The sequence below is a fragment of the Streptantibioticus parmotrematis genome, from assembly GCF_019890615.1.
In the GTDB taxonomy this organism is placed as follows: domain Bacteria; phylum Actinomycetota; class Actinomycetes; order Streptomycetales; family Streptomycetaceae; genus Streptantibioticus_D; species Streptantibioticus_D parmotrematis.
Window position 1 is genome coordinate 68358 of the sequence record NZ_JAINVZ010000027.1, and the last position, 14664, is coordinate 83021.

17 protein-coding genes are annotated in these 14664 nt (G+C 71.1%); 11 read left to right on the top strand and 6 right to left on the bottom strand.

Going from position 1 to position 14664, the window contains the following annotated elements; genetic code table 11:
- Nucleotides 1–2 precede the first annotated feature (2 nt).
- The gene (locus tag K7472_RS28135) at nucleotides 3–1202 is read left to right on the top strand and encodes an acetyl-CoA C-acetyltransferase (protein ID WP_222981392.1); all 1200 of its coding nucleotides are present in this window, start codon (nucleotides 3–5) and stop codon (nucleotides 1200–1202) included.
- Nucleotides 1203–1255: 53 nt separating this feature from the next.
- Complete coding sequence (gene meaB / locus K7472_RS28140; RefSeq protein ID WP_222981393.1) at nucleotides 1256–2218, top strand: methylmalonyl Co-A mutase-associated GTPase MeaB; 963 nt, start codon at nucleotides 1256–1258, stop codon at nucleotides 2216–2218.
- Between the two features lie 79 nt (nucleotides 2219–2297).
- On the opposite strand, the gene K7472_RS28145 is transcribed toward meaB, so the two are convergent.
- The 5 genes from K7472_RS28145 to K7472_RS28165 all read right to left on the bottom strand — a co-directional run bounded on the left by K7472_RS28145 (nucleotide 2298) and on the right by K7472_RS28165 (nucleotide 5672).
- Nucleotides 2298–2774 carry a MarR family winged helix-turn-helix transcriptional regulator gene (locus K7472_RS28145; RefSeq protein WP_109452239.1) on the bottom strand — a complete coding sequence of 159 codons (477 nt, stop codon included), beginning with the start codon at nucleotides 2772–2774 and terminating at the stop codon, nucleotides 2298–2300.
- Between the two features lie 105 nt (nucleotides 2775–2879).
- Entirely contained in the window at nucleotides 2880–3590 is a 711-nt protein-coding gene (locus tag K7472_RS28150; protein ID WP_222981416.1) for an AIM24 family protein, read from the bottom strand.
- Between the two features lie 8 nt (nucleotides 3591–3598).
- Entirely contained in the window at nucleotides 3599–4249 is a 651-nt protein-coding gene (locus tag K7472_RS28155; RefSeq protein ID WP_222981394.1) for an AIM24 family protein, read from the bottom strand.
- Between the two features lies 1 nt (nucleotide 4250).
- Nucleotides 4251–4889 carry an AIM24 family protein gene (locus K7472_RS28160; protein WP_222981395.1) on the bottom strand — a complete coding sequence of 213 codons (639 nt, stop codon included), beginning with the start codon at nucleotides 4887–4889 and terminating at the stop codon, nucleotides 4251–4253.
- Nucleotides 4890–5672 carry a DUF2127 domain-containing protein gene (locus tag K7472_RS28165; RefSeq protein WP_222981396.1) on the bottom strand — a complete coding sequence of 261 codons (783 nt, stop codon included), beginning with the start codon at nucleotides 5670–5672 and terminating at the stop codon, nucleotides 4890–4892.
- Nucleotides 5673–5902: 230 nt separating this feature from the next.
- Between K7472_RS28165 and K7472_RS28170 the strand changes: the two genes are divergently transcribed.
- The 5 genes from K7472_RS28170 to icmA all read left to right on the top strand — a co-directional run bounded on the left by K7472_RS28170 (nucleotide 5903) and on the right by icmA (nucleotide 9448).
- Nucleotides 5903–6250, top strand: coding sequence for a DUF3817 domain-containing protein (locus K7472_RS28170; RefSeq protein WP_222981397.1), 348 nt, complete (start codon nucleotides 5903–5905; stop codon nucleotides 6248–6250).
- Nucleotides 6247–6540, top strand: a complete 294-nt coding sequence (locus K7472_RS28175; protein ID WP_222981398.1) for an MTH1187 family thiamine-binding protein — start codon at nucleotides 6247–6249, stop codon at nucleotides 6538–6540. The genes K7472_RS28170 and K7472_RS28175 overlap by 4 nt, the downstream gene beginning before the upstream one ends.
- A gap of 147 nt (nucleotides 6541–6687) precedes the next feature.
- A complete protein-coding gene (locus tag K7472_RS28180) occupies nucleotides 6688–7197 on the top strand; it encodes a MarR family winged helix-turn-helix transcriptional regulator (protein WP_222981399.1) in 510 nt (169 codons plus the stop codon).
- A 94-nt stretch (nucleotides 7198–7291) separates the two neighbouring features.
- Complete coding sequence (locus K7472_RS28185) at nucleotides 7292–7630, top strand: DUF3817 domain-containing protein (protein ID WP_222981400.1); 339 nt, start codon at nucleotides 7292–7294, stop codon at nucleotides 7628–7630.
- Nucleotides 7631–7747: 117 nt separating this feature from the next.
- The gene (gene icmA / locus K7472_RS28190; RefSeq protein WP_222981401.1) at nucleotides 7748–9448 is read left to right on the top strand and encodes a coenzyme B12-dependent isobutyryl-CoA mutase large subunit; all 1701 of its coding nucleotides are present in this window, start codon (nucleotides 7748–7750) and stop codon (nucleotides 9446–9448) included.
- Nucleotides 9449–9478: 30 nt separating this feature from the next.
- On the opposite strand, the gene K7472_RS28195 is transcribed toward icmA, so the two are convergent.
- Nucleotides 9479–10078 carry a TetR/AcrR family transcriptional regulator gene (locus K7472_RS28195; protein WP_222981402.1) on the bottom strand — a complete coding sequence of 200 codons (600 nt, stop codon included), beginning with the start codon at nucleotides 10076–10078 and terminating at the stop codon, nucleotides 9479–9481.
- Nucleotides 10079–10352: 274 nt separating this feature from the next.
- Between K7472_RS28195 and K7472_RS28200 the strand changes: the two genes are divergently transcribed.
- From K7472_RS28200 to K7472_RS28215, 4 genes are all read left to right on the top strand, one after another.
- The gene (locus K7472_RS28200) at nucleotides 10353–11312 is read left to right on the top strand and encodes a tetratricopeptide repeat protein (protein ID WP_222981403.1); all 960 of its coding nucleotides are present in this window, start codon (nucleotides 10353–10355) and stop codon (nucleotides 11310–11312) included.
- Between the two features lie 623 nt (nucleotides 11313–11935).
- Nucleotides 11936–12556 carry a DUF6230 family protein gene (locus K7472_RS28205; RefSeq protein ID WP_222981404.1) on the top strand — a complete coding sequence of 207 codons (621 nt, stop codon included), beginning with the start codon at nucleotides 11936–11938 and terminating at the stop codon, nucleotides 12554–12556.
- Between the two features lie 101 nt (nucleotides 12557–12657).
- The gene (locus K7472_RS28210) at nucleotides 12658–13182 is read left to right on the top strand and encodes a DUF6114 domain-containing protein (protein WP_222981405.1); all 525 of its coding nucleotides are present in this window, start codon (nucleotides 12658–12660) and stop codon (nucleotides 13180–13182) included.
- Nucleotides 13172–14494 (top strand): hypothetical protein, encoded by a 1323-nt coding sequence (locus K7472_RS28215; protein ID WP_222981406.1) that lies wholly within the window; start codon nucleotides 13172–13174, stop codon nucleotides 14492–14494. The genes K7472_RS28210 and K7472_RS28215 overlap by 11 nt, the downstream gene beginning before the upstream one ends.
- Nucleotides 14495–14664 lie beyond the last annotated feature (170 nt).

Below are 14664 nucleotides of genomic sequence, written 5' to 3' on the forward strand. Positions count from 1 at the left end.
CCATGACCAGCCAGGCACGCACGTCCGTGATCGTCGCAGGTGCCCGTACGCCGATGGGCCGCCTGCTCGGCAGTTTGCGCACCTTCTCCGGCGCCGACCTCGGAGGGGTCGCCATCAAGGCGGCGCTGGACCGGGCCGGGATCGGCGGCGACCAGGTGCAGTACGTGATCATGGGCCAGGTCCTCCAGGCGGGCGCGGGCCAGATCCCGGCCCGTCAGGCGGCCGTCAAGGCGGGCATCCCGATGTCGGTGCCGGCGCTGACCGTCAACAAGGTCTGCCTCTCCGGCCTCGACGCCATCGCGCTGGCCGACCAGCTCATCCGGGCCGGCGAGTTCGACGTCGTCGTCGCGGGCGGCCAGGAGTCGATGACCAACGCGCCGCACCTGCTGCCGAAGTCCCGCGAGGGCTACAAGTACGGCGCGGTCGAGATGCTCGACGCGATGGCGCACGACGGCCTCACCGACGCGTTCGAGAACATCGCGATGGGCGAGTCCACCGAGAAGCACAACACCCGCCTGGGCATCAAGCGCGCCGACCAGGACGAGATCGCCGCGCTGTCGCACCAGCGGGCCGCCGCCGCGCAGAAGAACGGCCTGTTCGAGGCGGAGATCACGCCGGTCGAGATCCCGCAGCGCAAGGGCGAGCCGGTGGTCTTCAGCAAGGACGAGGGCATCCGCGCGGAGACCACCGCCGAGTCGCTCGGCAAGCTGCGCCCGGCGTTCACCAAGGACGGCACGATCACCGCCGGCACCTCCTCCCAGATCTCCGACGGCGCCGCCGCCGTCGTCGTGATGAGCAGGGCGAAGGCGGAGGAACTCGGCCTGGAGTGGATCGCGGAGATCGGCGCGCACGGCAACGTGGCGGGCCCCGACAACTCCCTCCAGTCCCAGCCGTCCAATGCCATCCAGCACGCCCTGCGCAAGGAGGGCCTGGCCGTCGGCGACCTGGACCTGATCGAGATCAACGAGGCGTTCGCCGCGGTCGCCGTCCAGTCGATGAAGGACCTCGGCGTGACACCCGAAAAGGTGAACGTCAACGGTGGTGCGATCGCCCTGGGTCACCCCATCGGCATGTCCGGCGCCCGTATCGTCCTGCACCTGGCGCTGGAGCTGCGGCGCCGGGGCGGCGGCGTGGGCGCGGCGGCGCTGTGCGGCGGTGGCGGCCAGGGCGACGCGCTGATCGTCCGGGTGCCGCGCGCCTGAGTGCGGGCACCGGTGGCGGGGCGCGGGCAGGAAGACCCTAGGTGAGGAGCACAGTGGACGTATCGACCCTCGTCGCGCAGGCCAGGGAGGGCAGGCCGCGGGCCGTGGCCCGGCTCATCAGCCTCGTCGAAGGCGCCTCCCCGCAGTTGCGCGAGGTCATGTCCACCCTCGCCCCGCACACCGGCAACGCCTACGTGGTGGGCCTGACCGGCTCGCCCGGCGTCGGCAAGTCCACCACGACCTCCGCCCTGGTCACCGCGTACCGCAAGCGCGGCAAGCGGGTCGGCGTGCTGGCGGTGGACCCCTCCTCGCCGTTCTCCGGCGGCGCGCTGCTGGGCGACCGGGTGCGGATGAGCGAGCACGCCTCCGACCCCGGCGTCTACATCCGCTCCATGGCGACCCGCGGCCACCTCGGCGGGCTGGCGTGGGCGGCGCCGCAGGCGATCCGGGTGCTGGACGCGGCCGGGTGCGAGGTGATCCTCGTGGAGACGGTCGGCGTCGGGCAGTCCGAGGTGGAGATCGCGGCGCAGGCCGACACCAGCGTGGTGCTGCTCGCGCCGGGCATGGGCGACGGCATCCAGGCCGCCAAGGCGGGCATCCTGGAGATCGGCGACGTCTACGTGGTCAACAAGGCCGACCGGGACGGCGCCGACGCCACCGCCCGCGAGCTCAACCACATGCTGGGCCTGGGCGAGTCGCGCGGCCCCGGCGACTGGCGGCCACCGATCGTCAAGACGGTCGCCGCCCGCGCGGAGGGCGTCGACGAGGTGGTCGAGGCGCTGGAGAAGCACCACGCCTGGATGGAGGAGCACGACGTGCTCACCGCCCGCAGGCGGCGCCGCGCGGCCCAGGAGGTCGAGAACATCGCGCTGACCGCCCTGCGCGCCCGCATCGGCGACCTGCACGGCGACCGCCGTCTCGACGCCCTGGCCGACGGCGTGCTCGGGGGCACCCTGGACCCGTACACGGCCGCCGACGAACTCGTCGCGGGCCTGACGGCCCAGGACGAGGCCTGAGCCGTCGGGCACCGGAAGCGGCCCGACCCCGGGCCGCCCGGCGCGCGACAGCGCGTCAGGCCCTCGGCCGCACCGCGCGTCAGACCCTCGGCCGCACCGACCGCAGCCGTTTGGCGACCGGCGTCAACGCCCTTTGCAGGGACTCCAGTTCGTCCCGGGTGAGCAGGTCGATGAAGTACTCCCGCACCGACGCCACGTGGTGCGGCGCCACCTTCGTCATCGTCTCCCAGCCGTGGTCGGTGAGGACCGCGAACAGGCCGCGCCGGTCGGACTCGCAGTTCTCCCGCCGCACCAGCCCCGCGTTCTCCATCCGGGTGATCTGGTGGGACAGCCGGCTCTTGGACTGGAGCGTGGACCGTGCCAGGTCGCTCATCCGCATCTGCCGGTCCTCGGCCTCCGAGAGGTTCACCAGGATCTCGTAGTCGTTGTAGGTCAGGCCGAAGGGCTGAAGGTCCCGTTCGAGCTGGTAGGTGAGCAGCCGGGACACTTCCAGATGGGTACGCCAGGCGCGCTGTTCGTCGTCGTCGAGCCAGCGCGGCGCCTTCTCGGTCTCCATAACGTCAAGTCTGTCCAATTGGTTGAAACTCGGATTAATCGGAATGAGTTCGGCTACGTGATGCCTGCCGACAATTGTTCGACATTACACTCCGGAGGCTGCTCCTCACAATCCGGAGTGGGGTTGTCCGGCCGGAACTCCGGGCTGTCGCGGCACCACGCCGGTGTCGATGTCGTCCATCAGCCGTTCGCTGGACTGGAGCAGCACCTGTCCGGCACCGACGAATTCGAATTGGTGCTCCTCGCCCGAGACCCCGCCGAGTCCGGTGAGCATCCGTACTCCGCCCAGCACGCCGCGCAGATAGGCGTGGTCGTAGTGGTGGCAGGGCGAGGGGCAGTCCGCCCAGCCCACCAGGGCCTGGGGATCGACCCGGACCGGCGGTTCCACGAAGACCACCGCGCCGTTCGAGGCGGCCACGAACTTTCCCGTTCCGATGAGGGTGAGAAAACCCGGGATGATGGACTGTTTCAGCGACAGCCCCGGCTGGAAAGCCAGCAGATTGCCGGACCTGATGGTGAGATTGCCGTCCGCCAGGTCGTAGGAGTTGATGTCGAAGGCCCGGTCGGCGAGGAGCATCTTGCCCTGGCCCTGCGCCACCACCCAGTCCGCGGCGTGCAGCGGGGAATGGAAATTGACCGAGATCAGCCGGTCCAATGGGCCGTGCCCCAGACCGTGAAAGTCGATCCGTCCGTAGTAGGCGACCATTTTCCCGCGTTGCAGGAACCACTCGCCGTTCAGGTCCACGCTGAACGCGTATGGGTTGACGTTGTCGTCGCTCGGCAGCGTGTACGGGTCGAGGACCACCGGCCCGCCCATGGCAGCGCTCACAGCTTCTCCTCCGACGCCTGCACGTAGACCGCACCCTCACCCGTCAGCTCCAGCTGGAAGGTCTCGCCCGAACCGCGGCCGACCAGCTCGCGCCAGCCGACCGCCGCGGAGAGCCTGTTGCGCACCTCGCCGCGGTGCGCCACGTACGCCTGCGGATCGACGTGCACCGCGGCGCCCGGACGGATCGGCAGCTCGAACACGCCGCCGTGCGCCAGTACGGCCACCGCACCCGATCCGCTCAACGTGGTGGTGAACAGGCCCTGACCGGTGACCTGGCCGCGGATCACACCCATCACGCCGCCCTGGGAGCCCATGAACATCGTTCCCTGCCGCAGTCCGCCCTCGAAGGCCAGCAGCCGGTCGGACTCCACGTGGAGCGTCTCGCCGGTCAGCTCGATCACGTGCGCGTGGTGGCCGCCGTGCCCGAACATCACGCTGCCCGAGCCCTCCACGGTCATCAGCGGCGTCGCCTCGTTCGCCACCCGGCGGCCGATCATCGAGCCGATGCCGCCCTGGCCCCCGGTGATGCTCGGGGTGAACGTGACCTGCCCGGTGTACGCGAGCATCGCGCCGCGCTGGCTGAACAGCGGCCGCCCCGGCGCCACGTCGGCCCGCACCATCTTCGACGTCAGCTGGGTGAAGGCCATCTCAGACCTGCCCTCCGACCGTGGTGCGCTCGCTGGGCTGGACGTACACCAGCCCGTCGCCCTCGAAGCGGATCTGGAACGCCTCGCCGGACGCCTCGCCCGCGAACGTGCGCCAGTTGACGCCCGACTGGAAGTGCTGACGCAGGTTCCCGGTGTGCGCCACGTACGCGCCCGGGTCGACCTGGAGCGGGAACTGCGGGCTGACCCGCAGCACGACCGCCGGGCCATCCGAGACCAGCGCCGCCTGCCCGGTGCCCTCCACGGTCGTGGTGAACAGCCCGTGCCCCTCGCTCGCCCCGCGCAGCCCGGTGAACGTCGTGCCCGTGCGCAACGTGGCCTCCGTGCACAGCAGGTTGCTCGCCTCGACGTACAGTTTCTCGCCGGTCAGCCGCACCAGGTTGACCTCGCTCGCCCGGTCCGCGAACCAGCAGACTCCGTGGCCCCTGACCTCCATCACCGTCATGCTCTCGCCGGTGATCCGCCGGGTCACGATGCCGCGCAGCCCGTCGCCGCCGCCGGTCAGCCGCTTGAAGGTCATCTTGCCGTCGTACGCGACCATCGCGCCGTTCTTCGCCTTCACCGCGTCGCCGGACAGGTCGACGGCGAGCACCCTGCTGCCCTGGAGCCGGAAGAGCGCCATCTACGCCATGCTCCCGTCCCGCGCGGGCGCGCCCGCCGCGTGCTCGACCTCGAGCAGCGAGTCGCCGCGCCGCTCCCGCTCGAACGCCTTCGCGCCGCCGCGCAGCCCGAACAGCCGCTTGGCCAGCAGGATGTAGACCACGGCGAGCACGTTGAGCGCCAGCGTGGCGATCTTCAGGCCGCTGACCTTCTCGGTCAGCTCGTAGACCTCCAGCGGCAGGAACGCGGCGGTGGCCACCACCGTCAGGTACTCCGCCCAGCGCTTGGCGAGCCACAGCCCGACGCCCTCGACCAGCTCGATCAGCGCGTACGCCAGCAGCGCGGCGGCGACCCCGAGCAGCGTGGAGCGCTTGTAGGTGAACGTCTTGCGGATGGTGTCGACTATGGGGGAGTGGTTGACGTCGTAGTGGAAGTGCAGGGCGACCGGCCGGAAGACCGTCAGATCCTGCTCGAACAGCCGCTGCACCGCGTTCTGCGAGTTGCTGAACTTCCACACCGCCACCGCGACCAGCACGATGAAGACCCCGCGCACCACCCGCTCGACCGCCAGCAGCCGCAGGATCAGCAGGTCCCGCAGCGCCCGCCCGCGCGGCACCTCGGGCGCCCGGTCGGCCGGACCCGAGCCGTGCGGCTCGCCGAGCACGAAGTCACCGCAGCGCAGGCAGCGCCAGGCGTCACCGTGCGCGGTCGACGCGTGCAGGCGCTCGCGCAGGCCGGCCTCGCTGGGCGCGTACGTCGTGTGACCGCGCCGGGCGCAGGTGCGGCGGTTCCAGTCGAGCTTCATCGGTCCCCCGGTGGGCTGTCGGCAGCGCCCCGGCCGGCGCCGGGGTCGCGTGCCGCTGATCACTTACAGCGACGATGCTAATGGTGACCACCGACACCCCTACCCCGTTCGGGAGCCCTGGGACCGGACTGCGACAATGGGGACGCTTGTGCATCGCTTCACAAAGACCGGGACCTGCCGGTACCGCCGTGGAGCCCCCCGCCGTGATCCTTCGGATATGAGGACCCCTCGTGGACGTGAAGACCGCCGCCGCCCTGCGCCGCCTGCGCATCATCTCCATCGCCGAGGCCATCTCCTTCCTGGCCCTGCTGCTGCTCGGCACCGTGCTCAGCCGGGTCAGCAGCGTCAACCTGGTGATGCCGCTCGGCATGATCCACGGCGTGCTGTTCATCGCCTACGTGGTCCTGCTCGCCGACGTGTGGAACAAGGCCAAGTGGCCGATGAGCCGGGTGTGGTTGTTCCTGCTGTGGTCGGTGCTGCCGACCGGCGGCTTCTTCGGCGACCGGATGATCCGGCGCGAGGAGTCGGCCGGCCTGATCGCCGCCAGGGCCCGCAAGGAAGGCGTGGTCAACGCGTGATCGTCGCCTTCTCCGTCACCCCGCTCGGCGTCGGTGAGGACGTCGGGGAGTACGTGGCCGACGCCGTGCGGGTGGTCCGCGAGTCCGGGCTGCCGCACCGCACCGACGCGATGTTCACCTCGGTCGAGGGGGAGTGGGACGAGGTGATGGACGTGGTGCGGCGGGCGGTCGCCGCCGTCGAGGCCCGCGCCCCGCGCGTCTCGCTCGTCCTGAAGGCCGACATCCGCCCCGGCGTCACCGACGGCCTCACGGCCAAGGTGGAGACCATCGAGCGCCACCTGGCGGACTGACGGCCCGGGTCCGTCCGCGTCCGTCCGCGCCCGTCCCGCTGTCCCGGCGGTCCCGTCGGTGCGGGAGTCCCGTCGTACGGGGAGTCGCGCTGTTCGAAGAGCGAGACGGACCCTCCCGGCATGTGACCGCCCGGTAGTCTCAGGTCCGTGCCGAAGCCGCTCAGCCTCCCCTTCGACCCGATCGCCCGCGCCGACGAACTGTGGCAGCGCCGCTGGGGCGCGGTGCCCGCGATGGGCGCCATCACCTCGATCATGCGCGCCCAGCAGATCCTGCTGGGGCAGGTGGACGCCGTGGTCAAGCCGTACGGGCTGACCTTCGCGCGGTACGAGGCGCTGGTCCTGCTCACCTTCAGCAAGGCCGGAGAGCTGCCGATGTCCAAGATCGGCGAGCGGCTGATGGTCCACCCGACCTCGGTCACCAACACCGTCGACCGGCTGGTGCGCTCGGGCCTGGTCGACAAGCGGCCCAACCCCAACGACGGCCGCGGCACGCTCGCGTCCATCACCGACAAGGGCCGCGAGGTCGTCGAGGCGGCCACCCGGGACCTGATGGCGATCGACTTCGGCCTGAGCGCGTACGACGCCCAGGAGTGCCAGGAGATCTTCGCGCTGCTGCGCCCGCTGCGGATAGCCGCCGGCGACTTCACCCAGGAGTGATCCGGGCACCCTCCGCGAGGGGCGCCCGGGCCCGTTACCACAAGGGTGGGGGCGGCGCGGAGGGCGTCAGGAACGCCGCGTACGCTCGTGCGCCATGAAGTCTTCTGTCCTGACCCGGTACCGCGTGATGGCATATGTCACGGGTGTCCTGTTGATCCTCCTCACGCTCGCCTGCGTCGCCAAGTACGCGATGGACATCAACGCCGCGTACGTCTGGGTCGCCATCCTCGGCACCGCCCACGGCTGGCTCTTCGTGATCTACCTGGTCTTCGCCTTCGACATGGGCAGCAAGGCCAAGATGCCGTTCATCAAGCTGCTGTGGATCCTGCTGGCGGGCACCATTCCCACGGCCGCGTTCTTCGTCGAGCGCCGGGTCACCCGGGAGCTGGAACCGCTGGTCGACAAGGGGACGCCGGAACCGGTCGGCGTCTGAGCCGCCGCCCCGGGCGCCCCGAGCCGGACCCGAGGCGCCCTGAGCCCTCCTCGATCCGCCGCGCCGCAACGGCCTCTGCCATCGACATTTACTAGGACGTCCAAGTAAATTGGTGGCATGGATGCCGAAGCCATTGAGGAGGGCCGCCGACGCTGGCAGGCCCGTTACGACAAGGCCGCCAAGCGCGACGCCGACTTCACGACGCTCTCGGGCGACCCGGTGGACCCGGCCTACGGGCCACCCGCCGGTGCCGTCGTGCCCGGCTTCGAGCGGATCGGCTGGCCGGGGGAGTACCCGTTCACCCGCGGTCTGTACCCGACCGGCTACCGCGGCCGGACCTGGACCATCCGGCAGTTCGCGGGCTTCGGCAACGCCGAGCAGACCAACGAGCGCTACAAGATGATCCTGCGCAACGGCGGCGGGGGGCTGTCCGTGGCGTTCGACATGCCGACCCTGATGGGCCGCGACTCCGACGACCCGCGCTCGCTGGGCGAGGTCGGCCACTGCGGCGTCGCCATCGACTCCGCCGCCGACATGGAGGTCCTGTTCAAGGACATCCCGCTCGGCGACGTGACCACCTCGATGACGATCAGCGGCCCGGCGGTGCCGGTCTTCTGCATGTACCTGGTCGCCGCCGAGCGGCAGGGTGTCGACCCGGGCGTGCTCAACGGCACGTTGCAGACCGACATCTTCAAGGAGTACATCGCCCAGAAGGAGTGGCTCTTCGCGCCCGACCCGCACCTGCGGCTCATCGGCGACCTGATGGAGTACTGCGCCCGGGGCATCCCGGCGTACAAGCCGCTGTCGGTCTCCGGCTACCACATCCGCGAGGCCGGGGCGACGGCCGCGCAGGAGCTCGCGTACACCCTCGCCGACGGCTTCGGCTACGTCGAACTCGGCCTCTCCCGCGGGCTGGACGTGGACACCTTCGCGCCCGGGCTGTCGTTCTTCTTCGACGCGCACGTGGACTTCTTCGAGGAGATCGCCAAGTTCCGCGCGGCGCGCAGGATCTGGGCCCGGTGGATGCGCGAGGTCTACGGGGCGAAGAGCGACAAGGCGCAGTGGCTGCGCTTCCACACCCAGACCGCGGGAGTCTCGCTCACCGCGCAGCAGCCGTACAACAACGTCGTGCGCACCGCGGTCGAGGCGCTGGCGGCGGTGCTCGGCGGCACCAACTCCCTGCACACCAACGCCCTCGACGAGACTCTCGCGCTGCCCAGCGAGCAGGCCGCGGAGATCGCGCTGCGCACCCAGCAGGTGCTGATGGAGGAGACCGGCGTCGCCAACGTGGCCGACCCGCTGGGCGGCTCCTGGTTCGTCGAGGCGCTGACCGACCGCATCGAGGCGGACGCGGAGAAGATCTTCGACAAGATCAAGGAGATGGGCGCCAAGGCCGTGCCGAACGGGCAGCACCCGATCGGCCCGATGACCTCGGGCATCCTGCGCGGCATCGAGGACGGCTGGTTCACCGGCGAGACGGCGGAGTCCGCCTTCCGCTACCAGCGCGCCCTGGAGAAGGGCGACAAGCGGGTCGTCGGCGTCAACTGCCACGAGGGCTCGGTCACCGGCGACCTGGAGATCCTGCGCGTCAGCCACGAGGTGGAGCGCGAGCAGGTCCGCGTCCTGGCCGACCGCAAGGCCGCCCGCGACGAGACCGCGGTCCGCGGCACGCTGGACGCGCTGCTCGCCGCCGCCCGCGACGGCGGCAACATGATCCCGCCGATGCTGGACGCGGTCCGCGCGGAGGCGACGCTCGGCGAGATCTGCGGTGTCCTGCGCGACGAGTGGGGGGCGTACACGGAGCCGGCGAGGTTCTGACCAGGGGCCCTCTCAGGCTCCCTCGGGCCCTCAGGCCACGGTGCCCGCGAGGCCGCCCAGGATCAGGGCCGCCAGCGCCGCCGCCCAGGCACCGTCCACGGACTCGCCGCTCACCAGGACCCGGTGGACGACGGCGCCCGCGATGACGTCGAAGATCAGGTCGATCTCGGCCGTCGGGTCGGCGCCGTCGTCGGGCGGCAGTTCGCCGCGGTCCTGGGCGTGCCGGCGGCCCGCGATGACCAGGTGCTTCTGGCGGTCCACGATCGCCTCGCGGATGCGGCACCGCAGCGCCTCGTCGCCGGTCGACTCGGCGACCACCGCCATCAGCGCCGTCTTGGTCTCCGGCCGCTCCAGCAGCCGCCCGAACTGGAGCACCACGCCCTCGATGTCGGCCCGCAGGCTGCCGCGGTCCGGCAGCCGCAGTTCGTCGAAGAGGGCCGCGACCGCGTCCACCACGAGTTCGTTCTTGTTGGCCCAGCGGCGGTAGAGCGTCGTCTTGGCGACGCCCGCGCGGGCCGCCACGTCGCTCATGGTCAGGCCGCCCCACCCCAGGTCGACCAGCGCCTGCCGGGTGGCCTCCAGGATCGCCTCGTCGGCCTGCTGGCTGCGGGGGCGTCCGGTCCTGGTCATCCCGAGACCCTACCGCCCGGTAACGCGTGAGACAGATCACGCGGCCGTAACGTCGCCGTAACGGAGTTCTGTTGCGATGGGAGGGCCTGGACGAGTTACGCTACGACTCGTAGCGAAAGAGCGACGACCACGGGCGCCGGTGGGGACCGGGGCCTTCGCGACACGTCATGCGTCAACACGACGACCCGAGAACGGTTCGGTGGATATCCCGCGGTCCGGCGGGGTATCGAGGGGCTGTTCACGCTTGTCCCGGCGAGGGGGGAGGATTGACCTCATGCAGCCACGGAACATGTCCATGAGCGGCGTGGTCGACCTCGCCGCGGTCAAGGCGGCCGGTGAGGCCAGGCAGAAGGCGGAGACGGCCCGCCGGGAACACGCCGCCCACGGCGACGGCTCGGCCGTCGCCGCCACACAGCTGGTGATCGACGTCACCGAGGAGAACTTCGAGCGCGAGGTGCTCCAGCGGTCGGCCGAAGTGCCGGTCGTCATCGACTTCTGGGCCGAGTGGTGCGAGCCCTGCAAGCAGCTCGGCCCGGTCCTGGAGCGGCTGACCGAGTCCTACGCGGGCCGCGTCCTGCTGGCCCGGATCGACGTCGACGCCAACCAGCTGCTCTTCCAGCAGTTCGGCGTCCAGGGCATCCCCGCGGTCTTCGCGGTCATCGGCGGCCAGGCCATGCCGCTCTTCCAGGGCGCCGCCCCCGAGGACCAGGTCCGTGAGGTCTTCGACCAGCTGATCGCGGTCGCCGAGCAGCGCTTCGGCGTCACCGGCCTGGTGACCGGCGGCGAGGGCGCCGAGCAGGCGGCCGCGCCCGCCGAGCCGATCGACCCCGCGCTGGCCGCCGGCCACGACGCGCTGGACCGGGGCGACCTGGCCGGCGCCGTCCAGGCGTACAAGAACGTGCTGTCCGACAACCCCGCCGACACCGAGGCCAAGCTCGCCCTCGCCCAGGCCGAACTGCTCCTGCGGGTGCGGGACCTGGACGCGCAGGCGGTGCGCAAGGCGGCGGCCGACGCCCCGGCGGACACCGACGCGCAGATCTCCGCCGCCGACCTGGACGTGGTCGGCGGTCACGTGGAGGACGCCTTCGGCCGGCTCGTGGACACGGTGCGCCGCACCGCGGGCGACGACCGCGAGAAGGCGCGGCTGCGGCTGCTGGAACTGTTCGAGGTGGTCGGCTCCGAGGACCCGAGGGTGGTCTCGGCACGCTCCGCGCTCGCCCGGGTGCTGTTCTGACGGCATCTCAGGACGATCCGCGTCGCGCCGCACACGCCGGGTGACGAGACGCTGACGATGGGGCGGCACGGTCCCGGAGTTTACGGAATCGTGATGAAAACGCCTCGCGGTTACCGGTAGTAAGTCAAGGCAATTGTTTCGCCGGACATGACCGTTTATGTCGGTCTGATTCGATCGCGGGCCGGGCACGTTCTGTGTCCGGCCCGCACTGCGTCGCCATGTCGGGGTTATCCGACCGTTACTCGCTGGTAACGATCCCCCTTGTGCCCCGGCCGGGAATGGACCACGATCGCTGACGCTCGGTCCGTTCAACCCAGCCCGGCAACCGGTCGGCGCGAAGGCGAAGGGGTCCCCACCGGGCAGGGCCGGCGGCCACCCGCCGCGGCTCTTGGACAGGGGGGTCTCTGCCCACCACGGCAGGGCCTGTCCAGCAGGTTGCGCGAGAGCGTGGCCAGTGGTTGTCGCTCGGGGGTGATCGCCGATACTTCGGACCAAGCCGTTCGCCAGCCTGCGACGGAAGACCGATGACGGCGCTCTCCTTCCCGAGGACGTAGCACTTCTCCCATCCCAGCCGGAATCCCTTGGATCCAGGCGGAGATGTACGTCCGAGAAGGAGGAAAGTCATGGAGTCACAGATGGCTCGTGGCGGAACCAGATGGAAGCGGTTCGCCGTCGTCATGGTGCCCAGCGTCGCGGCGACCGCCGCGATCGGTGTGGCACTCGCGCAGGGCGCGCTGGCCGCGTCGTTCAGCGTCTCCGGCCAGGAGTTCAAGGTCAGTGCGCAGAAGCTGGACGGTACCGGCTTCCTGCAGTACGGCGCCGTTGACGCGCAGGGCAAGAACGGTGCGGTCCCGGTCGCCGTTTCGGCGTTCAAGAGCGCGTCGATCACCGGCATGTGCCAGTCCGTGGTCGTCCCGGTGCCGGTCTTCGGCGACGTGTCGATGAAGCTCACCGCGGGCGGCAGCGGGACCCCGGTCCAGGCGTCGAACCTGTACATCGACCTGGACAACCTGAACGCCGATGCCACGTTCAACAACATCAACATCGGCATCGCGGCGGGTGACAACACCAGCCCGGGCATGAAGGGCGGCAACGAGAAGGCGGACCCGAGCTCCTTCGCTCAGGAAGCCGACTCCGCCACCCTGACCAACGTTCAGCAGACCGCCTGGGCCACCAGCGCGGGCACGTTCAAGCTGAGCGGGCTGTCCATGCACGTCAGCAAGGGCGACAACGAGTGCTACTGACGCACTCGCTGTAAGGCGGCCCGGGTGAGGGACGGGGGTCCCGTCCCTCACCCGGTCGCCCCACCGAACCACCGATCGCCGGTCGCAGGGAGCTGTTTTCAATGAGCGCCGAGTCCCAAGGGCTGCGTGACCGATTCGGCAGTGGACGCCGGTCCTTCCGTACCTGGCGTGGCGAGCGCCCGTTCTGGGCGGGTCTGCTGACGCTGCTGGGCGGACTGCCGATCATGTACTTCCCCTATGCCAACCTCACCGTCGGACAGCTGACCGTCCGGATGGCCACCACCGCGGGCTCCGGTTCGCTGATCATCGGCGTGCTCCTCGTCGTGCTCGGGCTCACCCTGTGGTTCCAGAAGTCGTCGCGGGTCTTCGCCGGTGTCGCCGCCATCCTGCTCGCGCTGGTGTCGCTGGTCGTCTCCAACTTCGGCGGCTTCCTGCTGGGCTTCATCCTGGCGCTCATCGGCGGCGGCCTGGCCGTCTCCTGGGCGCCCGGCACCCCGGTCACCGGAGTGCCCGCCGCCGAGGGGCCCGGAGCGCCGGGCGACGGCGGCCACACCGCCCCCGAGCCCGCGATCGCGGGAATCGGCGCGGACGACGAGTCGACCAACGGGAGGAACCGTGCCGGGTGACGACGTCAACCCCGAGAACCACGCCGGGGGCGGCACCTCCCGCGCGAGATCCGGGCCGCGGCACGCCGCGCCCCGACGGTCGGTGCTGCGCCGGGTCCAGCTCCCGGCGGGCAAGGCGATAGCCCTGGCCGCGATGCCCACGGCGGTGCTGATGGGCATGGGCCTGACCCCGCGTCTCGCGCAGGCGGACGAACTGCCGAAGAACCCTTTCTCCGGTGACCACTGCGTCAGCCAGTCCGACTCTCCTTCGCCGGACACGTCGCCGTCGGACTCGCCGTCCACCAAGCCCTCTCCCTCGGCCTCCGGGTCGTCGGACGCGGGCAAGAACGGCTCCGGCACCAAGGCGAAGTCCCAGCCGACCGCGTCGGCCACCCCGGACGCCACGAAGTCCGGCACGACCACGTCCGGCACGGCGAAGCCCGACACCGCCAAGGCCGACACCGCCAAGACGACGCCCTCGCCGAGCGCGAGCACCTCGTCCAAGGCGTCGGGGTCGTCGGAGGACCCGCTGGGCCTCGGCAGCATCCTGGGCGGCCTGCTGGGCGGGCTGACCGGCAGCCACGGTTCGGGCTCGGGCTCGACGCCCACCCCGACGGCCTCGCCCACGCCGAGCGCCACCCCCAGCACGTCCCCGTCCACGAAGGCGGGATCGGGCGGCGGGAGCGGCAGCGGCGGCAGCGGTGCGGCCGGCACGGTGACCAAGACCGTGCAGGGCGCGGCGAAGAGCGTGACCGACGCGGCCAAGGGCGCCACCCAGGACGTCAAGAAGTCCGCCGACGCGGCCACGTCGCCCAAGCCGGACCCGTCCGGGTCGGTCACCCCGGGCATGGCCTACCCCTGTCCGACCTACAACCCGAAGGCGCTCGCCGACGCGAAGCCCGCGGACACCGGTGAGCTGCTGGCCGACCAGCCCTGGACGCTCAAGTCCGACATGCTCACGCTGACCGGCCTGGCGTACGACGGCATCGTCACGGTGCGCACCGAGAGCGGCGCCACCAAGGACGTGCTGAAGTTCACCGCCACCGGCGTGGACATCAAGAACCTGCACCAGCTCCAGGTCGGCCCGGACGGCACCACGATCAACGTGGGCTCCGCGCCGGGCAGTACGTCGACCATCAAGAACGGCACGGTCACGATGTACACCCAGGAGCTCAAGGGCAACCTGCTGGGTCTGATCCCGGTAGACTTCACGCCCAAGAGCCCGCCGCCGCTGACCATCCCGATCATCTTCTTCACCGATGTCACGGTGGTCCAGGCGGGCCAGTTCGGCGGCGACCTGACCGTGCCGGGCATGCACGTCTACAAGTCCTGACCCCCGTACCACCACGGGAGCCGCACAGCGGCGGGGCCCCCCCCCCCCCCGCGCGGCGGGGGGGGGCGGGCGGCGGGGGGGCCGGGGGGCCCGCCCGGGGGCGGGGGGGGGGGGGGGGGGGGGGGGGGGGGGGGGGGGGGGGGGGGGGGGGGGGGGGGGGGGGGGGGGGC